General features: G+C 53.1%; 13 protein-coding genes, 7 tRNA genes and 1 pseudogene. 16 read left to right on the forward strand and 5 right to left on the reverse strand.

Annotated features, from left to right (window positions below):
• The first annotated feature begins 62 nt into the window (after window positions 1-62).
• From tcuA to tcuC, 3 genes are read left to right on the forward strand one after another with little or no spacing between them, the layout of a single operon-like run.
• Window positions 63-1,466: an FAD-dependent tricarballylate dehydrogenase TcuA gene (tcuA, locus tag AC3G3F_RS21105; protein WP_488395707.1), complete on the forward strand. Its 1,404-nt coding sequence runs from the start codon at window positions 63-65 to the stop codon at window positions 1,464-1,466.
• On the forward strand, window positions 1,453-2,592 hold the full coding sequence (gene tcuB, locus AC3G3F_RS21110; protein ID WP_023248881.1) for a tricarballylate utilization protein TcuB: 1,140 nt from the start codon (window positions 1,453-1,455) through the stop codon (window positions 2,590-2,592). Before tcuA ends, tcuB begins: the two co-directional genes overlap by 14 nt.
• 50 nt (window positions 2,593-2,642) lie before the next feature.
• Entirely contained in the window at window positions 2,643-3,947 is a 1,305-nt protein-coding gene (gene tcuC, locus AC3G3F_RS21115) for a tricarballylate/proton symporter TcuC (RefSeq protein WP_023248882.1), read from the forward strand.
• A gap of 49 nt (window positions 3,948-3,996) precedes the next feature.
• Here the strand turns inward: tcuC and chiQ are convergent, their stop codons facing one another.
• From chiQ to nagE, 4 genes are all read right to left on the reverse strand, one after another.
• Entirely contained in the window at window positions 3,997-4,329 is a 333-nt protein-coding gene (gene chiQ / locus AC3G3F_RS21120) for a ChiQ/YbfN family lipoprotein (protein WP_070801456.1), read from the reverse strand.
• 49 nt (window positions 4,330-4,378) lie between these two features.
• Complete coding sequence (gene chiP / locus AC3G3F_RS21125; RefSeq protein WP_001258799.1) at window positions 4,379-5,785, reverse strand: chitoporin ChiP; 1,407 nt, start codon at window positions 5,783-5,785, stop codon at window positions 4,379-4,381.
• A gap of 452 nt (window positions 5,786-6,237) precedes the next feature.
• Window positions 6,238-7,905 (reverse strand): glutamine--tRNA ligase, encoded by a 1,668-nt coding sequence (gene glnS / locus AC3G3F_RS21130; protein WP_488395709.1) that lies wholly within the window; start codon window positions 7,903-7,905, stop codon window positions 6,238-6,240.
• Window positions 7,906-8,115: 210 nt separating this feature from the next.
• Window positions 8,116-10,068: a PTS N-acetyl glucosamine transporter subunit IIABC gene (nagE, locus tag AC3G3F_RS21135; RefSeq protein ID WP_079814192.1), complete on the reverse strand. Its 1,953-nt coding sequence runs from the start codon at window positions 10,066-10,068 to the stop codon at window positions 8,116-8,118.
• Window positions 10,069-10,394: 326 nt separating this feature from the next.
• Here nagE and nagB point away from each other — a divergent pair, with 326 nt between their 5' ends.
• The 12 genes and pseudogenes from nagB (at window position 10,395) to AC3G3F_RS21195 (ending at window position 17,428) form a co-directional block, all read left to right on the forward strand.
• Window positions 10,395-11,195, forward strand: coding sequence for a glucosamine-6-phosphate deaminase (gene nagB, locus AC3G3F_RS21140; RefSeq protein WP_488395711.1), 801 nt, complete (start codon window positions 10,395-10,397; stop codon window positions 11,193-11,195).
• A gap of 59 nt (window positions 11,196-11,254) precedes the next feature.
• Window positions 11,255-12,410: pseudogene (gene nagA, locus AC3G3F_RS21145) on the forward strand (N-acetylglucosamine-6-phosphate deacetylase).
• Between the two features lie 4 nt (window positions 12,411-12,414).
• Window positions 12,415-13,635 carry a DNA-binding transcriptional regulator NagC gene (gene nagC / locus AC3G3F_RS21150; protein WP_023248889.1) on the forward strand — a complete coding sequence of 407 codons (1,221 nt, stop codon included), beginning with the start codon at window positions 12,415-12,417 and terminating at the stop codon, window positions 13,633-13,635.
• A gap of 46 nt (window positions 13,636-13,681) precedes the next feature.
• Window positions 13,682-14,434, forward strand: coding sequence for a ribonucleotide monophosphatase NagD (gene nagD, locus AC3G3F_RS21155; protein WP_000153143.1), 753 nt, complete (start codon window positions 13,682-13,684; stop codon window positions 14,432-14,434).
• Window positions 14,435-14,722: 288 nt separating this feature from the next.
• Window positions 14,723-16,387 carry an asparagine synthase B gene (asnB, locus tag AC3G3F_RS21160; RefSeq protein ID WP_070789306.1) on the forward strand — a complete coding sequence of 555 codons (1,665 nt, stop codon included), beginning with the start codon at window positions 14,723-14,725 and terminating at the stop codon, window positions 16,385-16,387.
• Between the two features lie 221 nt (window positions 16,388-16,608).
• A tRNA-Met gene (locus tag AC3G3F_RS21165) sits at window positions 16,609-16,685 on the forward strand.
• 8 nt (window positions 16,686-16,693) lie between these two features.
• A tRNA-Leu gene (locus tag AC3G3F_RS21170) sits at window positions 16,694-16,778 on the forward strand.
• A 23-nt stretch (window positions 16,779-16,801) separates the two neighbouring features.
• Window positions 16,802-16,876: transfer RNA gene (locus AC3G3F_RS21175), tRNA-Gln, on the forward strand.
• 35 nt (window positions 16,877-16,911) lie between these two features.
• Window positions 16,912-16,986, forward strand: a tRNA-Gln gene (locus tag AC3G3F_RS21180).
• A gap of 15 nt (window positions 16,987-17,001) precedes the next feature.
• Window positions 17,002-17,078: transfer RNA gene (locus AC3G3F_RS21185), tRNA-Met, on the forward strand.
• A gap of 94 nt (window positions 17,079-17,172) precedes the next feature.
• Window positions 17,173-17,247, forward strand: a tRNA-Gln gene (locus AC3G3F_RS21190).
• 106 nt (window positions 17,248-17,353) lie between these two features.
• Window positions 17,354-17,428 (forward strand) — tRNA-Gln (locus AC3G3F_RS21195).
• 132 nt (window positions 17,429-17,560) lie between these two features.
• Here AC3G3F_RS21195 and ubiF read toward each other — a convergent pair.
• Entirely contained in the window at window positions 17,561-18,736 is a 1,176-nt protein-coding gene (gene ubiF, locus AC3G3F_RS21200) for a 3-demethoxyubiquinol 3-hydroxylase (RefSeq protein WP_488395713.1), read from the reverse strand.
• Between the two features lie 143 nt (window positions 18,737-18,879).
• Here ubiF and miaB point away from each other — a divergent pair, with 143 nt between their 5' ends.
• The gene (gene miaB, locus AC3G3F_RS21205; protein ID WP_053508394.1) at window positions 18,880-20,304 is read left to right on the forward strand and encodes a tRNA (N6-isopentenyl adenosine(37)-C2)-methylthiotransferase MiaB; all 1,425 of its coding nucleotides are present in this window, start codon (window positions 18,880-18,882) and stop codon (window positions 20,302-20,304) included.
• The last annotated feature ends 78 nt before the right edge of the window (window positions 20,305-20,382 follow it).

Genomic DNA, 20,382 nt, shown 5'->3' on the forward strand with positions numbered 1-20,382 from the left:
ATTTATCCGTATACATTTTAATTACAAATTTAACAAATAGTTAAATGGTACGGGAGCATAAGATGGTTGATGTACTGGTGATAGGCGGAGGCAATGCCGCATTATGCGCCGCCCTGACCGCACGGGAAGCGGGCGCATCGGTTCTGCTGCTGGAGGCTGCCCCGCGGGAATGGCGCGGCGGAAACTCTCAGCATACACGAAACCTGCGTTGTATGCATGATGCGCCGCAGGATGTGCTGGTGGAACGCTATCCTGAAGAGGAGTTCTGGCAGGATCTGTGGCGCGTCACCGACGGCAACACCAAAGAAGCGCTGGCGCGGTTGGTCATTCGCACCTCTTCGCAATGCCGCGACTGGATGCGCAAACATGGCGTTAACTTTCAACCGCCGCTATCGGGGGCGCTCCACGTCGCGCGCACTAATGCATTTTTTATGGGCGGTGGGAAAGCGCTCGTCAATGCCTATTACCGTAGCGCCGAACGGCTGGGCGTGCAGATTCGTTATAACACGCCGGTTCATGCGCTTGAACTTCATGACGGCGAATTCGTAGCAGCGCTGGCGGGCAACGAACGTATTACTGCCAAAGCCTGCGTACTGGCGGCTGGCGGTTTCGAATCAAATCGTGAATGGCTGCGGAAGGCCTGGGGAGAAAACGCGCGCGGCGAATGGCCCGCGGATAATTTTCTGATTCGTGGCACGCGTTTTAACCAGGGCGTATTGCTCAAATTTATGATGGATGCCGGCGCGGATATCATTGGCGATCCGTCCCAGTCGCACTGCGTAGCGATTGATGCCAGGGCGCCGCTGTACGACGGCGGTATTTGTACTCGCGTTGATTGCGTATCGCTGGGTATTGTCGTGAATCGCGACGCCGAACGTTTTTATGATGAAGGCGAAGATTTCTGGCCGAAGCGTTACGCCATTTGGGGGCGTCTGGTTGCTCAACAGCCAGGACAAATTGGCTATTCGATTATTGACAGCAAAGCCATCGGCCACTTTATGCCGCCGGTTTTTCCTGGCGCGCAGGCCAATACGCTGGCTGAATTGGCCTGCCAGTTGGGGCTGGACGCGGAAAAATTTACCCGCACCGTCACGCAGTATAACCAGGCCTGCCAACCCGGTCATTTTGATCATACCTTGCTTGATAACTGCGCCACCAAAAACCTGACGCCGGCGAAAACCCACTGGGCGCGCCCGCTTGATGCACCGCCCTACTACGGTTATGCGCTGCGACCCGGAATCACTTTTACCTACCTGGGCCTGAAAGTCAATGAACGTGCCGCCGTACATTTTGCCGGTCATCCAAGCCGCAACCTGTTTGTTGCCGGCGAGATGATGGCAGGAAATGTACTGGGCAAGGGGTATACCGCAGGCGTAGGCATGTCTATCGGCACAACCTTTGGCCGCATTGCGGGGATAGAAGCCGCCCGCGCGGCGCACAAGGAGGCGCATCATGAAACAGCTTGAAAAATTAATCATTGAGACCACCGTACTTACCGAACCGGAAGCTGAGGTCGAACGCGTCATGCAAGTGTGTAACGCGTGTCGCTACTGCGAAGGATTTTGCGCGGTATTTCCGGCGATGACCCAGCGACTCGAATTCGGTAAAGCCGATGTTCATTATCTGGCGAATTTATGTCATAACTGCGGCGCCTGCCTGCACGCGTGCCAGTACGCACCGCCCCATGAATTTGCCATTAACGTGCCGAAAGCGATGGCGCAAGTCCGCCTGGAAACATATCAACAGTATGCCCAGCCTGCCGCTTTTGGCGCGTTATACCGTCGGGCGGGGATCACCGTCGCGCTGGCGCTGATAGTCGGTCTGACGCTCTTTTTATTACTGGCGATGGCGCTGAAAGGGTCGCTAATTCATCCGCCGTTGGCCGGTGACTTCTATCAAATTTTTCCGCATAGCCTGCTGGCATGGATGTTTGGCTCAGTTTTTGTGCTGGCAATCGGTTTGCTTATGGTGGGCCTAATCCGCTTCTGGCGTGAGATCTCGCCGGGCGTACCGCGTTCGGCGGAGATTGCGGAAGCTTCGCACAATGCGTTAACGCTGAAATATCTCGATGGTGGACACGGCAAAGGCTGTAACGAAGCGGATGATGCGTTCACGCTGCTACGCCGTCGCTTTCATCACTTTACCTTTTACGGTTTTATGCTCTGTTTTGCCGCCACAGTCGTGGCGACGGGCTATCACTACGTCGCCGGTTGGGAAGCGCCCTACCCGTTCTTTAGCCTGCCGGTCATGCTTGGCACGCTGGGCGGTATCGGTCTGCTTATCGGCCCAGCGGGGCTACTATGGCTCAATCTGCGGCGGTCGCCGTTACATGGCGATGCGCGCCAGAAACCAATGGATCGCGGCTTTATTCTGCTTCTGTTCTTAACCAGTCTTACCGGGCTGGCGCTGCTGGCAGGCAGAGACACCAGCGGAATGGGCATACTGCTGGCGCTCCATTTAGGCGTGGTGATGGCACTCTTTCTCACCCTTCCCTACGGAAAATTCGCCCACGGATTTTTCCGCTGCGCGGCCTTACTCAAATGGGCAGTTGAGAGGCGACGCGGAAAACATGCGGGGGATACAGGCAACTGACCCGCAGCATCTTACCCATAAAACAATAAAGACAGTGGAGAGCAAACCCTATGGCACAACACACACCTGCAACATCGCGCGCCGGCACGTTCGGCGCAATACTGCGCGTGACAAGCGGCAATTTTCTTGAACAGTTTGATTTTTTCTTGTTCGGATTTTACGCCACCTATATCGCCAGAACGTTTTTTCCGGCGGAAAGCGAATTTGCCTCATTAATGTTGACCTTTGCCGTCTTTGGCTCCGGTTTTTTAATGCGCCCCATCGGCGCGATTGTGCTTGGCGCCTATATTGACAGAATCGGACGTCGTAAAGGGCTGATGGTGACACTGGCGATTATGGGCTGCGGTACGTTGCTCATCGCCCTCGTCCCCGGCTACCAAACGATCGGCCTGGCGGCACCTGCGTTGGTGCTGCTGGGCCGGTTATTACAAGGATTTTCTGCAGGCGTTGAGTTAGGCGGCGTTTCGGTCTATCTGTCCGAAATCGCAACGCCAGGCAATAAAGGATTTTATACCAGTTGGCAATCCGCCAGTCAGCAGGTCGCGATCGTTGTTGCCGCGTTGATTGGTTATAGCCTGAATCTCACGCTGGGACACGACGCGATATCGGAATGGGGCTGGCGAATTCCGTTCTTTATCGGCTGTATGATCATTCCGCTGATTTTTGTTTTACGTCGTTCATTACAAGAAACAGAGGCGTTTTTACAACGCAAGCATCGCCCCGACACCAGGGAAATCTTTGCTACTATCGCCAAAAACTGGCGCATTATTACGGCCGGAACGCTGCTGGTAGCGATGACCACCACAACGTTTTATTTTATCACCGTTTATACGCCGACCTATGGCAGAACCGTGCTTAATCTCAGCGCGCGGGACAGTTTGATCGTCACCATGCTGGTGGGCGTGTCCAATTTTATCTGGTTACCCATTGGTGGCGCGATTTCCGACCGGATTGGCCGTCGCGCCGTGTTAATGGGCATTACTTTACTGGCGCTGATCACCACCTGGCCTGTCATGCAATGGCTGACCGCCGCGCCCGACTTTACCCGCATGACGCTGGTACTGCTGTGGTTCTCTTTCTTTTTTGGCATGTATAACGGCGCAATGGTCGCGGCGTTAACCGAAGTGATGCCAGTCTATGTGCGTACCGTCGGTTTCTCGCTGGCCTTTAGCCTGGCGACGGCGATTTTTGGCGGCCTGACGCCGGCCATTTCTACCGCGCTGGTAAAATTAACCGGCGATAAAAGCTCGCCCGGCTGGTGGCTGATGTGCGCGGCGTTATGTGGACTTGCCGCGACGGCGATGCTGTTTGTGCGTCTGAGTCGCGGCTATATCGCGGCAGAAAATAAAGCCTGAAAAAGCCCCGGACGGGAAATGCCCCGTCCGGGGGCAGCAATAAAAAGCTTTATCGCGCGCTATTATGGCTGCGAATTTCCTGCCAGACCTTATCGCAGTCAGCCGTAATCACCTGATCGTTACCCATACGCGTCGCCTGAATGCACTGCTGATAGTCCAGAACCCGTACGCTTTCTTCATTAGCAAATTGCTGGTGTTTGCGGTCTTTTTTAAGCACATTCAGCACGTTTTGGCAGGCCTCTACCTTCTCAGGCGAGCCCTGTGCGGTATTGATACAGGCGCTGTACGCCTCTTTCAGGCGGCTATCTTCTTCCGGCGTGGTTGATGACGCACAGGCCGTCAAACCGGCGGTCATGCTGGCGATGAGTAAAATTTTTTTCATAGGTCGTTCCTCAACAGCGCGGCAGACCTGCAGCCTGCCACATCTGACATCAGAAAATAGTGAATGGCGCAATAACGATAAATTTCACGTCACGCTCATCCTGAAAGATGTTGCCGTAACCACCGCCCCAGCTTGGAATATTGGAGTGGTTGTCGTATTCAGTGAAGTGCAGTTTGAACATGGTGCCTTTGGCGCGCCCCTCCTGCAGGGTATAGACCGCATCCAGACTGTATGAGGACTCTTCGATAGTGCGGTTTTTGTCGTAGTAAGCATCCGGATTACTTTGCCAGGTTGCCGGTTTGGCATCCCAGGCGTAAACGTAAGACGCGCCCACAGCCCATCCTGGCAGGTCCCAGTTTTTCAGGTCATACATCGCACCGAAGAAAACCGCCTTTTCGCCATTAGCGTTAAAGTCGGAACGGTTATCCCACCAGATATCCAAACGACCGTTTGAAGAAGCGTAGGTTGGCGTCATACGTTGCAGGAAATAGCCCTGCTGACCGTCCGCTTTCACCCAGGTGCCTTCCAGACGCAGGTCAACCACTTCCGCGACTTTGTAGCCGAAGGTTAGCGCCTGCAGCCAGGCCGTACCGTCGTAAATATCATTCGCGCTGCGATCATCTACTTTGTCGCGCGCGCCGTAGAACTGGTAACTGGTAGTGAACGGATTGCCGCCTAAATCAAATTTATAACTGGCCTTCGCGAAATATTGATCAACATAGCCTTCGGACTGACCAAACGCCGCTTCCAGCACCAGGTCATTTTTGAAGTCGTACTTCGCGCCGATAGAGTGGAGATAATCCACATTAGTTTTTTTATCCGCCTGATAAAACTTATCCATTTCGGTATGCCACGGCGCTTTATATTCGTTAGTCCACATGTAGGAGAAACTTAACGCGCCCGCATCGCCATAGTCAAAACTTGCGCCGGCCTCCGCTCCCTGATAGGTACCCGGCATAAAACTCCAGTGCGGCGCTAACAGCGTCTGTCCGGTAGGCTGAATATAACCGGCGCGCGCCCAGACCGGGCCATATTTAAATTTCGCGGCGGCTTTATAAAGACTGATACCGCTCTTATCGCCGGAATAGTCTTCGTCGTAGCCTTTATTCTTTTTCGAGAAAGCAATTTCGTTTGGATGACCGCTGTCGCCGTTTTCCGCCATTTCAATCGCGGTAAACGCCGCGATATCCAGACCGAACATATCCGCGGCGTAACCAGACTGAAAATCCAGGTTAGCGTTCCAGGTCGCATGAGAAAGGTTTGTTTTATATTTATCGCCATCGGTCACATCTTTACGATCGCGTTCACGCTGCCAATAATAGATGCCGCCCGTTAACGTGGAATCGTCGAAAAAGCCGGAGGCTTGCGCCTGCGGAACAACGATCCACCCCGACATTGCTGTGATACCGGCGATAGCCAGAGCCAGCGTACTACGTTTGCCACTAAACGTACGCATAAGTTAATCCTCTTTGACGTATAAATTGCTGTCGACAAAAGCGAACAGCGAAAAAATAAAAATAAAAAGTAGTGCTGAGAAACCTCATTAACTACGTTAAACAGACTATTTTTCGCGATGCGAATTATCAATCTCTTTCTGTAACCAGTATGTAATAATATGAGCAACCGCACATATTTTATCGCTTTCTGTTACATTCAACTCCAGGTGGGGAAAGCAGACTGTCAGAAAGAAAATTGACTTATTTTCCATACGAATGAAAATAATTGTCTCCTGTTGACCTGATGCTAATAACATTTAGCTTAAGAAGCATTTATCAGAATAATAACTTTCGAAGAATAATTAATTCGCTTCACAAAAAAGAGAAGCCACTGAGAAATACAGAGAAAAAACGCCGCAGAATGCGGCGTTGGCAAGGTATTTTTTACAGCGTTTGCCTGATGGCGCTGCGCTTATTCGCCCGCTTTCGCCCACGTATCACGCAGGCCCACGGTGCGATTAAAGACCAGCTTATCGGCTGTCGCATAGCGGCTGTCGAGGCAGAAGTAGCCTTCACGCTCAAACTGGAAAGCGTTCCCTGCTACCGCCTCTTTCAGCGACGGCTCGCCATAACCCTGCTTAATCACTAATGATTCCGGGTTGATAACGGACAGGAAGTCCTCCGCGGCGCCCGGATTCGGTACGCTGAACAGACGATCGTAGAGACGAATTTCAATCGGCAGCGCATGAGCTGCGCTAACCCAGTGGATTACGCCCTTCACTTTACGTCCGTCAGCCGGATCTTTACTCAGCGTATCGGCATCATAGGTACAGAAGATGGTGGTGATATTCCCTTCGCCATCCTTCTCTACGCGCTCCGCTTTAATAACGTAGGCATTACGCAGACGCACTTCTTTGCCCATCACCAGACGCTTGTACTGCTTGTTAGCTTCTTCGCGGAAATCCGCGCGATCGATCCAGATCTCACCGCTAAACGGCACTTCACGACTGCCCATCTCCGGTTTATTCGGATGGTTAGGCATGGTAACCATTTCGCTCTCACCCTGCGGATAGTTTTCGATAACCAGTTTTACCGGATCGATCACCGCCATCGCACGCGGCGCGTTTTCGTTCAGATCTTCGCGAATGCAGGATTCAAGAGACGCCATCTCAATGGTGTTGTCCTGCTTGGTGACGCCAATGCGTTTACAGAACTCCCGAATGGAGGCCGCCGTATAGCCGCGACGGCGTAGACCCGAGATGGTCGGCATACGCGGGTCATCCCAGCCTTCTACGTGTTTGTCGGTCACCAGCAGGTTCAGCTTACGCTTGGACATCACGGTGTATTCCAGATTCAGACGCGAGAATTCGTACTGGCGCGGGTGAACCGGAATGGTGATGTTGTCCAGCACCCAGTCGTACAGACGACGGTTGTCCTGGAACTCCAGCGTACACAGAGAATGAGTAATGCCTTCCAGCGCATCGCTGATGCAGTGAGTAAAGTCATACATCGGATAGATGCACCACTTCGTGCCGGTCTGATGGTGCTCGGCGAATTTAATCCGATACAGCACCGGATCGCGCATCACGATAAATGGCGACGCCATGTCGATTTTAGCACGCAGACAAGCTTTACCCTCTTCAAAACCGCCGGTACGCATTTTTTCAAATAGCGCAAGGTTTTCTTCCACGCTGCGATCGCGGAACGGGCTGTTTTTACCCGGCGCGGTCAGCGTGCCGCGGTATTCGCGGATCTGCTCCGGCGTCAGCTCATCAACGTAGGCCAGGCCTTTATTGATGAGCTCGACCGCATAGGCGTGCAGTTGGTCAAAGTAATCGGAGGAGTAGCGAATATCGCCAGACCAGTGAAAGCCTAACCACTCGACGTCGTTTTTGATCGAATCAACGTACTCGATATCTTCTTTTACCGGGTTGGTGTCATCGAAACGCAGGTTGCACTGGCCCTGATAATCTTGCGCGATGCCAAAGTTCAGGCAGATAGATTTCGCGTGGCCGATGTGCAGATAGCCATTCGGCTCCGGCGGAAAACGGGTATGGACAGTGGTATGTTTACCACTCGCCAGATCTTCATCAATAATCTGACGAATAAAGTTAGTCGGGCGGGTTTCAGCCTCACTCATCGTGGATTCCTCAAAGCGTAAACAACGTATAACGGCATATGATCTTATAAGCCGGACAGACTGACAACCTTTAGTTACTTAAAAAGTGGCTTTGCAGAAAATATTGGGGCTAATTGCGGTAAAAAAAAGCGGCGAAGGTTTCCCTCTGCCGCTTATGTTTTATGTGATATCGCCGGATGGCGTCTTACGCCTTATCCGGCCAGGAAGCGATTATTTGCTCTTGATCTCGTACAGTGGCGTTTGACCCGCCACCACGTGACCATCCGCTTTGATGACCAGACCGCTGAAGTCATCGATATTGCTGCAAACAACCGGACTTATCATGGAGCGCGCATTGGCATTCAGGAAGTCCAGATCCAGTTCCAGAACCGGCTGACCCGCCGTTACTTCTGCACCCTCTTCTACCAGACGCTTGAAGCCCTGACCGTTCAGCGCGACGGTATCGATACCCATATGGACAACGATCTCCGCGCCTTTTTCGGTTTCCAGACAGAACGCGTGGTTAGTGTTGAAGATTTTCACGATAGTGCCCGCCGCCGGAGAAACCACAGTTTTATCGGTGGGTTTCACCGCCACGCCGTCACCGACCGCTTTACTGGCGAAGGCTTCATCTGGTACCTGATCCAGCGACACTACCTCACCGGTAATCGGAGAGACCAGCTCAGCGATAGTCACCGCATTCGGCACCGCCTGGGGTTTGGGCGCCGGAGCAGGTGTTGCAACGTGAGCCGCATCAGCAGACGCTGCCGCGACCGGACCCCGCGCCACCACTTTTTTCATTTCATCGCCAATCGATTCCGCTTTCGCGCCGACAATAACCTGAATGGTCTGTTTGTTCAGTTTCACCACACCGGAAGCGCCGAGGCGTTTGCAGGCCGCATCGTTGACGCGAGCAGAGTCATTCACGGTCAGACGCAGACGGGTAATACACGCATCGATCGCTTTCAGGTTATCCGTACCGCCAACCGCAGCGATATAGCTGGTCGCCAACTGCGTTAACCCTTCTTCAGTGTTGCTGTTGGCTTCTTCCGTTACCATATCATCAACTTTATCTTCGCGGCCCGGCGTTTTCAGGTTAAACATACGAATAACCGCGCTGAACAGCAGGAAGTAGATGATAAAGAATACAACGCCCATCACCAGCAACATCCAGACGTTATTGCTGGCCGCTGGCAGGTTATACATCAGTACATAGTCAATCGCACCTGCCGAGAAAGAGAAGCCCGCATGGATACCCAGCAGCGTCGCGACAAACAGGCTGATACCGGTCAAAATGGCGTGCAGGAGGTACAGCAGCGGCGCCAGGAACATAAACAGGAATTCCAGCGGCTCGGTTACGCCAGTCAGAAACGCGGTGATCGCGACAGACAGCAGCATACCGCCCACCATCGGACGACGTTCTTTCGGCGCGGCGAAATACATCGCCAGAGCGGCACCCGGCAGACCAAACATCATGATCGGGAAGAAGCCGGACATAAACATCCCCGCCGTACCGTCGCCAGCATAGAAGCGGTTGATGTCACCGTGGAATACGGTGCCTGCGGCATTGGTGAATTCGCCAATCTGGAACCAGGCGATGGTGTTCAGTACCTGATGTAAGCCGGTTGGGATCAGCAGACGGTTGATGAAGCCAAAAATACCGGAACCCAGCGCGCCAGCAGAAACAATCCATTCACCGCCCGCATGGATGCCATGCTGTACCGGCGGCCAGACGTAACCGAAAATAGCGGCCAGCACCAGACAGAAAAAGCCCGTTGCGATCGGCACAAAACGTTTTCCGCCGAAGAAACTGAGAAAATCAGGCAGTTTAATACCAGACCAGCGATTATAAACCGCGCCGCCAACCAGACCGGTAATAATCCCCGCCAGCACGCCCATGTTAATTTCCGGGTTAATCGTCACCATCGCTTTGGTCATGACGAAGTAACCCACGGCCCCCGCCAGCGCTGCCGCGCCCGCGCTATCTTTAGACCAACTGGATGCCACGCCGATAGCGAAAACCAGCGCCAGGTTATCGAAAATAGACCCGCCCGCTTGTGCGATAAACGGCATATTCAGCAAATCTGGTTGGCCGAATCGCAGCAACAACGCTGCTACCGGCAACACGGCGATAGGGAGCTGCAACGCCCTACCCAGCCGCTGGAAAAAACCTAAAATATTCATCTTATTCCCCCTACGAGACGCCGATATGGCTTCTTTGAAGCCGTTTTTTATTGTGCTGCAAACGTTAAAAACGTGATGTTCTGTAATCGAACGGTGAGATCATCTCCTGCAGAGTGTGTGAAAAATTAATTCGCCTCGCAAATTAAATGCGTGTTTTTTGTGATTATAATCACTAAATATCGTAATCACCCCTACCATCCACTGGCTAACACGGAAAACTTATTTTATGATTCAAAAAATCAGGACGGATTGAACGCGAACCCTGGATATCCAGGTTACGCTTAATACGATCCGCCAAATTTTGACATTGATTATTGAGGTGAAGAATGAGACTGATCCCCCTGAATACCGCAGAACAGGTTGGCAAATGGGCCGCTCGCCATATCGTTAACCGTATTAATGCGTTCAAACCGACCGCCGATCGTCCGTTTGTCCTGGGACTGCCTACCGGCGGTACGCCGCTGACGGCCTATAAAGCGCTGGTTGAGATGCACAAAGCGGGCGAGCTCAGCTTTAAGCATGTGGTCACCTTTAATATGGACGAATATGTCGGTCTGCCGAAAGAGCACCCGGAAAGCTACCACAGCTTTATGCATCGTAATTTTTTCGATCACGTTGATATTCCAGCAGAAAACATTAATCTTCTCAACGGTAATGCACCGGATATTGATGCAGAATGCCGTCAATATGAAGAAAAAATTCGTTCTTACGGTAAAATCCATCTGTTTATGGGCGGCGTCGGCAACGACGGTCACATCGCCTTTAACGAACCGGCGTCTTCGTTGGCTTCCCGTACCCGTATCAAAACGTTAACCCATGATACTCGTGTAGCGAACTCCCGCTTCTTTGACGGCGACGTAAACCAGGTGCCGAAATATGCGCTGACGGTAGGCGTAGGCACGCTGCTGGATGCGGAAGAAGTCATGATTCTGGTGCTGGGCCATCAGAAAGCCCAGGCGCTGCAAGCGGCGGTTGAAGGCAACGTCAACCACATGTGGACCATTAGCTGCCTGCAACTCCATCCGAAAGCGGTTGTGGTATGCGATGAGCCCTCCACAATGGAGCTTAAAGTTAAAACATTGAAATACTTCAATGAATTAGAAGCAGAAAATATTAAAGGTCTGTAATGTTGTCTCCGCCCCAACAGTCAACGCGGGGCGGTAAATTTTTGATATCGGGGGTCGGAATGTATGCTTTAACCCAGGGCCGGATCTATACCGGTCACGAAATTCTTGATGACCATGCGCTTGTTGTCGCTAATGGCCTGATTGACCGCGTTTGTCCGATGGCCGAACTGCCGCCGGGAATAGAACAACGCTCATTGAATGGGGCCATTCTCTCCCCCGGTTTTATTGATGTGCAGCTAAACGGCTGCGGCGGCGTGCAGTTTAACGATACCGCAGAAGCTGTCAGCGTTGAAACGCTGGAAATTATGCAGAAAGCCAATGAAAAATCGGGCTGTACTAACTTTCTGCCAACGCTTATCACTACCAGCGACGAATTGATGAAACAGGGCATTCGCGTCATGCGCGAGTACCTGGAAAAACATCCGCACCAGGCGCTGGGGCTCCACCTGGAAGGCCCCTGGCTTAATCTGGTAAAAAAAGGCACCCATAATCCTGATTTCGTGCGTAAACCAGACGCTGCGCTGGTCGATTTCTTGTGCGATAATGCCGACGTCATTACCAAAGTCACACTCGCGCCGGAAATGGTTCCTGCTGACGTGATCGCTAAACTGGCAAATGCAGGCATTGTGGTTTCCGCAGGCCACTCCAACGCGACGTTAAAAGAGGCAAAAGCGGGCTTCCGCGCCGGGATTACCTTTGCGACTCACCTGTTTAACGCGATGCCATATATTACAGGCCGTGAGCCCGGTCTTGCTGGCGCTATTCTGGACGAAGCGGATATTTATTGCGGCGTTATTGCCGATGGTCTGCATGTCGACTACGCCAACATTCGCAATGCCAAGCGCCTGAAAGGCGACAAACTTTGTCTGGTGACAGACGCCACCGCACCGGCGGGGGCCAACATTGAGCAGTTCATTTTCGCAGGTAAAACAATATACTACCGCAATGGACTGTGTGTGGATGAAAACGGTACGCTGAGCGGTTCCTCCTTAACCATGATTGAAGGCGTACGCAACCTGGTCGCGCATTGCGGCATCGCTTTGGATGAAGTGCTGCGCATGGCAACACTCTACCCGGCTCGCGCTATCGGTGTTGATAAGCATCTCGGTAGCATTGCGCCCGGTAAAGTCGCGAACCTGACCGCGTTCACCCACGATTTTAAAATTATCAAGACCATCGTTAATGGTAACGAGGTCGTTTGACTTGAGTAAGTGAGAATATGACACCAGGCGGACAAGCTCAGATAGGTAATGTTGATCTCGTAAAACAGCTTAACAGCGCAGCCGTTTACCGCCTGATTGACCAGCATGGTCCTATCTCGCGCATACAAATTGCCGAGCAAAGCCAGCTTGCTCCCGCCAGCGTAACGAAAATTACGCGTCAACTCATTGAACGCGGGCTGATCAAAGAAGTCGATCAGCAGGCCTCCACCGGAGGCCGCCGCGCTATCTCTATCGTCACGGAAACCCGCAACTTCCATGCCATTGGCGTTCGCCTGGGGCGTCATGATACCACCTTAACGCTTTACGATCTGAGCAGTAAAGTGGTCGCTGAGGAGCATTATCCGCTGCCGGAGCGCACCCAGCAGACGCTGGAACACGCGCTGCTCAATACTATCGCCGTCTTTATTGATAGCTGTCAGCGTAAAATCCGCGAATTGATCGCTATTTCCGTGATCCTGCCAGGGCTTGTTGATCCGGAAAGCGGCGTGATTCGTTACATGCCGCACATTCAGGTTGAAAACTGGGGACTGGTCGAAGCGCTGGAAAAACAGTTTCACGTCACCTGTTTTGTCGGGCACGATATCCGTAGCCTGGCGCTGGCGGAACACTACTTTGGCGCCAGCCAGGATTGCGAGGACTCCATTCTGGTACGCGTCCATCGCGGTACAGGCGCCGGGATTATCTCCAACGGGCGCATCTTCATTGGCCGTAACGGCAACGTCGGCGAAATTGGGCATATTCAGGTGGAACCGCTGGGCGAGCGCTGCCACTGCGGTAATTTTGGCTGCCTGGAAACCATTGCCGCCAATGCGGCAATTGAACAACGGGTGCTGAATTTGCTTAAACAAGGCTATCAAAGCCGTGTTCCGCCTGACGACTGCACGATTAAAACTATCTGTAAGGCGGCAAATAAGGGCGACAGCCTGGCCTCGGAAGTTATCGAGCATGTCGGCCGTCATTTGGGCAAAACGATCGCCATTGCTATCAACCTGTTTAATCCGCAAAAAATCGTCATTGCCGGCGAGATCACTGAAGCCGATAAAGTCCTGTTGCCTGCTATTGAAAGCTGCATCAATACGCAGGCGTTGAAGGCATTTCGCAAAAATTTGCCGGTGGTACGCTCCACGCTCGATCACCGTTCCGCTATCGGTGCATTTGCCTTAGTTAAACGCGCTATGCTCAACGGAACATTGCTGCAACGTTTGCTGGAAAGTTGATGCGCTCTTATAGTATCGGATTATTCACAAATTCCCTGGGTAGTTCATGACCATCAAGAATGTAATCTGCGATATCGACGGCGTGCTGATGCACGACAACGTAGCCGTACCCGGTGCGGCGGAATTTCTGACGGGGATTCTGGAAAAAGGTCTGCCGCTGGTGCTGCTGACCAATTACCCGTCGCAAACCGGACAGGATCTGGCGAACCGTTTTGCCACCGCTGGCGTTAACGTGCCGGACAGCGTGTTTTATACCTCAGCAATGGCGACAGCCGATTTTCTGCGCCGTCAGGAAGGTAAGAAAGCGTATGTCGTGGGCGAAGGCGCGCTCATTCACGAGCTCTATAAAGCGGGTTTTACCATTACCGATGTGAACCCTGATTTTGTCATTGTTGGAGAGACCCGCTCCTACAACTGGGACATGATGCATAAAGCGGCATTTTTCGTCGCCAACGGCGCGCGCTTTATCGCCACCAACCCGGATACTCACGGTCGCGGTTTTTACCCGGCCTGCGGCGCGCTGTGCGCAGGCATTGAAAAAATCTCCGGCCGGAAGCCGTTTTATGTCGGCAAACCAAGCCCGTGGATCATCCGCGCGGCGTTAAACAAAATGCAGGCGCACTCGGAAGAGACCGTTATCGTCGGCGACAACCTGCGCACCGACATTCTGGCGGGGTTCCAGGCCGGTCTGGAGACCATTCTGGTACTTTCTGGCGTATCAACGATCAATGATATTGATAGTATGCCGTTCCGCCCGAGTTGGATTTACCCTTCCGTCGCCGAGATCGACGTTATCTAAAACGGTCACCTGCCTGATGGCGCGCAGCTTACAGGTCTACAATGTTGTTCGAACCGTAGGCCTGATAGCGAGGCGCCACCAGCAAAAACATTATTCAATTAAATCACGATAAAACTGAAGATCCATCAATAAATTCGCGCAATACGTAATCATTTTTCACTAATCAACAATGACTATTGCGTTTTTTCTTTTTCAGACGGTAAACCCCTTGCGCCTTCCACGCCTTTGCGGCATTTTTTAATCAAGCAAACACAAAAAGTACGACGCAACAGATTAACGGAGAAGGCTATGTGTTCTATTTTCGGCGTATTCGATATCAAAACAGATGCAGTGGAACTGCGTAAAAAAGCCCTTGAACTGTCACGCCTGATGCGCCATCGCGGCCCGGACTGGTCCGGCATCTACGCTTGCGATAACGCGATTCTCGCGCATGAACGTTTGTCGATTGTTGACGTCAACGCTGGCGCCCAGCCCCTGTATAACGCCAAAAAAACTCACGTGCTGGCGGTGAATGGTGAAATTTATAACCATCAGGCGTTACGCGCGGAGTATGGCGATCGTTACGCGTTCCAGACCGGTTCCGACTGCGAAGTTATCCTCGCGCTATATCAGGAAAAAGGGCCGGATTTCCTTGACGATTTACAGGGGATGTTCGCCTTCGCCCTGTATGACAGCGAAAAAGACGCTTATCTGATTGGTCGTGACCATATCGGTATTATTCCGCTCTATATGGGCTATGACGAATTCGGCAACTTCTATGTGGCTTCAGAAATGAAAGCGCTGACGCCGGTCTGCCGCACTATTAAAGAGTTCCCGGCGGGCAGCTACCTGTGGAGCAAAGATGGGGAGATCCGCCAGTACTATCAGCGCGACTGGTTTGAGTTCGCCGCGGTAAAAGACAACGTCACCGACAAAAACGAGCTGCGCCAGGCGCTGGAAGAGGCGGTGAAAAGCCACCTGATGTCCGACGTGCCCTACGGCGTACTGCTCTCCGGCGGCCTGGACTCGTCGATTATTTCGGCGATCACCAAAAAATTCGCCGCCCGTCGCGTCGAAGATCAGGAGCGCTCCGAAGCCTGGTGGCCGCAGTTGCACTCTTTTGCGGTGGGTCTGGAAGGTTCGCCTGACCTGAAGGCGGCACAGGAGGTGGCTAACCACCTCGGCACCGTACATCACGAAATTCATTTCACCGTCCAGGAGGGTCTGGATGCGATTCGCGACGTAATTTACCACATCGAAACCTATGACGTGACCACTATCCGCGCCTCAACGCCAATGTATCTGATGTCGCGTAAGATCAAAGCGATGGGCATCAAAATGGTGCTCTCCGGCGAAGGTTCCGATGAGGTGTTTGGCGGCTACCTGTACTTCCATAAAGCGCCGAACGCCAAAGAGTTACATGAAGAGACGGTCCGTAAGCTACAGGCGCTGCATATGTATGACTGCGCCCGCGCCAACAAAGCGATGTCCGCCTGGGGCGTGGAAGCGCGCGTACCGTTCCTGGATAAAAAATTCCTCGACGTGGCGATGCGTATCAACCCACAGGATAAAATGTGCGGCAACGGTAAGATGGAAAAACACGTGCTGCGCGAGTGCTTCGAGTCTTATCTGCCGGCCAGCGTCGCGTGGCGTCAGAAAGAGCAATTCTCTGACGGTGTAGGCTACAGTTGGATCGATACGCTAAAAGAGGTGGCGGCGAAACAGATTTCCGATCAACAACTGGAAACCGCGCGCTTCCGCTTTCCATACAACACGCCGTCGTCTAAAGAGGCGTACTTGTACCGGGAAATTTTTGAAGAGCTGTTCCCGGTGCCAAGCGCGGCGGAGTGCGTACCCGGCGGCCCGTCCGTAGCCTGTTCTTCCGCCAAAGCCATTGAGTGGGATGAAGCATTCAAAACGATGGATGACCCGTCAGGCCGCGCGGTCGGCGTGCATCAGTCGGCGTACCAGTAAATTAACGATGACGAAAGAGCCCTTAGGGGCTCTTTTTTTATGGCAAACCACTTTCAGAAAAACGATTAATAACCAATAATTGCCGAATATTGCGCCACGCTGTTCGCAACCTAACCAAACAGACACTTTCCGACGTTTTTCGATGAAAAAGAGGTTGACGCTTCAAGGCTCAATACGCATAATGCGCCCCGCAACGCCGATAAGGTAACGCGGAAAAAGATGGCTACGTAGCTCAGTTGGTTAGAGCACATCACTCATAATGATGGGGTCACAGGTTCGAATCCCGTCGTAGCCACCATCTTTTTTGCGGGAGTGGCGAAATTGGTAGACGCACCAGATTTAGGTTCTGGCGCCGCAAGGTGTGCGAGTTCAAGTCTCGCCTCCCGCACCATTCACCGATAAGCGTTGTACGGATGGGGTATCGCCAAGCGGTAAGGCACCGGTTTTTGATACCGGCATTCCCTGGTTCGAATCCAGGTACCCCAGCCATATTTCTTCGAGTTTGCGGTTCACCGCGACGGTATTGGGGTATCGCCAAGCGGTAAGGCACCGGTTTTTGATACCGGCATTCCCTGGTTCGAATCCAGGTACCCCAGCCATCGAAGAAATTATCTGGCTACGTAGCTCAGTTGGTTAGAGCACATCACTCATAATGATGGGGTCACAGGTTCGAATCCCGTCGTAGCCACCATATTGAGGAACATCGGGTTCGCCCGCTAATCCGAAAACAATTTGTTGAAGTATTAGCCACCGGTTCGATTCCGGTATGATTACTGATACTAAATTGGGGTATCGCCAAGCGGTAAGGCACCGGATTCTGATTCCGGCATTCCGAGGTTCGAATCCTCGTACCCCAGCCACATTTAAAAGCCGTTCATTTCGATGAGCGCCACCGTTGGGGTATCTCCAGGCTGTAAGGCGTCGGGCTGAGTCAGACGCATATGGCGAGATAAACCAACATATCACTGGGGTATCGCCAAGCGGTAAGGCACCGGATTCTGATTCCGGCATTCCGAGGTTCGAATCCTCGTACCCCAGCCACATTTAAAAAGCTCGCTTCGGCGAGCTTTTTGCTTTTCTGGCGACTCGGACTGCCTGATGGCGCTACGCTTATCAGGCCTGCGGGCGAATACAGACCGGGTAAGGTATTGCCGCCACCCGGCATAACACAAACTACAACCCCAGCGCATACTTCAGCGCCTGACGTTTTAGCACGCCTGCGCGCTGCGCCGCCATCAGCCCCATATTGCGTAAAATACGCAGCGGCGGCAGCTCATTGCTGAATCCGGCATAAAACAGATCCATTCCACTTTGCATCATAAAATTATCTGCCATGCGCCGCATCTGATAGCGTTTCAACACCGAATAGCTGGCCCAGGACTCGCCATAGCTACGGGAATTCGCCAGTACATCAATCAACGCATCAACGTCCCGATACCCCAGGTTGACGCCCTGTCCGGCCAGCGGATGAATGGTATGCGCCGCGTCGCCCACCAGCGCCAGCCCCGGTTGCACATACTGCAACGCGTGACGACGGGTCAGCGGAAACGCGCCCGCCGCGACAGGCATCACAGCCCCCAGACGCGCCGGAAAGTGCTGGTTAATTTCCACCTGCAATTGCGTCATCGATAACCCCTGTAGCTGGCGAATACGTGCCGGAGCGTCATACCACACCAGCGACGCCCAGTCGTCAAACAGCGGCAAAAAGGCGCGCGGCCCATCCGGCGTAAACTGCTGCCAGGTGCTGTCGCCTGGCGCATTTTCACACTTGACGGTGATAAGCATACACGACTGCGCATATTGCCAGGCGTGGATGCCAATTCCCACCATTTGCCGAACCTGCGAATTCGCGCCGTCGGCGCCAATCACCAGCTTCGGCGTAATACGTTCGCCGTCGGCCAGTTCCAGCGCATAACCATCATTGTGGCGATGCAACGCCGTTAGTGAAGCCGGAACGTGCAACGTCACACCGGGGTGCGCTTCCAGCGCCTGCCATAGCGCCTGTTGCAGAACGTTGTTCTCTACCATATAGCCCAACAGTGGCAGCTTGAGTTCGGCAGCGTCAAACACCACATGGGCGTTTTCCCACTCCCAGGTTTCCAGTCGCCGATAAGAATGGGTACGCATTCCCTGCACCGCCTCCCAGACGCCCAGCCCCTTGAGCAGCGCTACGGATGCCGCGCTAATAGCCGAAATCCGCACGTCAGGCTGGCTGTCAGCCACAAACGGCGCAGGCGCGGCATGTTCTATTACCATCACCGTAAACCCTTGCTGCGCCAGACCCAGCGCCAGCGCGCCGCCGACCATTCCCCCGCCGACAATGGCAATTTCCGTTGGTTGATTTGTCATGGTCATTCATCCTGTTACGTTTTAGACAAGTTTACAGGATTTTTTACCCATTAGGGCTGACGTCAGTCATACTGGTCACAACCGCGCCAAAGCATTACACTATGCGCCCTGCTTTTCAGCCACTATTTCGCAAGAGCAAGTCGATGACTAAAAAACTCCATATTAAAACCTGGGGCTGTCAGATGAACGAGTACGATTCATCGAAGATGGCCGATCTGCTGGACGCCACCCACGGGTATCAACTGACCGACGTGGCGGAAGAGGCGGATGTGCTGCTGTTGAATACCTGCTCAATCCGCGAGAAGGCTCAGGAAAAAGTCTTCCATCAATTAGGTCGCTGGAGACTGTTAAAAGAGAAGAATCCCGATCTGATTATCGGCGTCGGCGGCTGCGTGGCTTCCCAGGAAGGCGAGCACATTCGTCAACGCGCCCATTACGTCGACATTATTTTTGGTCCGCAAACCCTGCACCGCCTGCCAGAGATGATTAACTCCGTGCGCGGCGACCGCAGCCCGGTGGTAGATATCAGCTTCCCGGAAATCGAGAAGTTCGACCGTCTGCCGGAACCGCGCGCAGAAGGCCCGACCGCTTTCGTTTCCATCATGGAAGGCTGCAATAAATATTGTACTTACTGCGTAGTGCCGTATACCCGCGGTGAAGAAGTCAGCCGTCCCTCAGACGATATCCTGTTTGAAATCGCCCAGTTAGCCGCGCAGGGCGTGCGTGAAGTCAACCTGCTTGGCCAGAACGTTAACGCCTGGCGCGGAGAAAACTACGACGGCACCACCGGCACCTTTGCCGATTTGCTGCGTCTGGTTGCCGCCATCGACGGCATTGACCGTATTCGCTTTACCACCAGCCATCCGATTGAGTTCACTGACGATATTATCGAGGTGTACCGCGATACGCCGGAACTGGTCAGTTTCCTGCATCTGCCGGTACAGAGCGGTTCCGATCGCGTGCTGAATCTGATGGGGCGCACCCATACTGCGCTGGAATATAAAGCAATCATCCGTAAACTGCGCGCGGCGCGGTCGGACATTCAGATAAGCTCTGACTTTATCGTCGGTTTCCCTGGCGAAACTACCGATGATTTCGAAAAAACTATGAAGCTTATCGCCGACGTTAACTTTGATATGAGCTACAGCTTCATCTTCTCTGCGCGTCCGGGAACGCCGGCTGCCGATATGGTTGATGACGTACCGGAAGAAGAGAAGAAGCAGCGTCTGTATATTCTGCAAGAGCGTATCAATCAGCAGGCAATGGCGTGGAGCCGCCGTATGCTCGGCACGACACAGCGCATTCTGGTGGAAGGCACGTCGCGTAAAAATATTATGGAGCTGTCTGGCCGTACCGAAAACAACCGGGTGGTGAACTTTGAAGGCACGCCGGAGATGATTGGTAAGTTTGTCGATGTGGAAATTACCGACGTCTATCCGAACTCCCTGCGCGGGAAAGTAGTGCGCACTGAAGATGAAATGGGGCTGCGCGTCGCTGAAACGCCGGAGTCCGTCATTGCCCGTACCCGTAAAGAAAATGAGCTGGGCGTAGGATTCTACCAGCCTTAATCCTGCAGGAAAGACAATAAGGCCCGATGACGCTGCGCTTATCGGGCCTGGTGATCATGGCCCGTCGCCCGACGGGCC

The organism is Salmonella sp. FC25216 (genome assembly GCF_057751355.1).

Excerpts from the sequence above, each read along its gene's own strand:
- miaB (WP_053508394.1), top strand. The coding sequence starts at position 18,880 with ATGACTAAAAAACTCCATATTAAAACCTGGGGCTGTCAGATGAACGAG.
- ubiF (WP_488395713.1), bottom strand. The coding sequence starts at position 18,736 with ATGACAAATCAACCAACGGAAATTGCCATTGTCGGCGGGGGAATGGTC.
- tcuC (WP_023248882.1), top strand. The coding sequence starts at position 2,643 with ATGGCACAACACACACCTGCAACATCGCGCGCCGGCACGTTCGGCGCA.
- nagB (WP_488395711.1), top strand. The coding sequence starts at position 10,395 with ATGAGACTGATCCCCCTGAATACCGCAGAACAGGTTGGCAAATGGGCC.
- nagE (WP_079814192.1), bottom strand. The coding sequence starts at position 10,068 with ATGAATATTTTAGGTTTTTTCCAGCGGCTGGGTAGGGCGTTGCAGCTC.
- asnB (WP_070789306.1), top strand. The coding sequence starts at position 14,723 with ATGTGTTCTATTTTCGGCGTATTCGATATCAAAACAGATGCAGTGGAA.
- chiQ (WP_070801456.1), bottom strand. The coding sequence starts at position 4,329 with ATGAAAAAAATTTTACTCATCGCCAGCATGACCGCCGGTTTGACGGCC.
- glnS (WP_488395709.1), bottom strand. The coding sequence starts at position 7,905 with ATGAGTGAGGCTGAAACCCGCCCGACTAACTTTATTCGTCAGATTATT.
- nagD (WP_000153143.1), top strand. The coding sequence starts at position 13,682 with ATGACCATCAAGAATGTAATCTGCGATATCGACGGCGTGCTGATGCAC.
- tcuA (WP_488395707.1), top strand. The coding sequence starts at position 63 with ATGGTTGATGTACTGGTGATAGGCGGAGGCAATGCCGCATTATGCGCC.
- nagC (WP_023248889.1), top strand. The coding sequence starts at position 12,415 with ATGACACCAGGCGGACAAGCTCAGATAGGTAATGTTGATCTCGTAAAA.
- tcuB (WP_023248881.1), top strand. The coding sequence starts at position 1,453 with ATGAAACAGCTTGAAAAATTAATCATTGAGACCACCGTACTTACCGAA.
- chiP (WP_001258799.1), bottom strand. The coding sequence starts at position 5,785 with ATGCGTACGTTTAGTGGCAAACGTAGTACGCTGGCTCTGGCTATCGCC.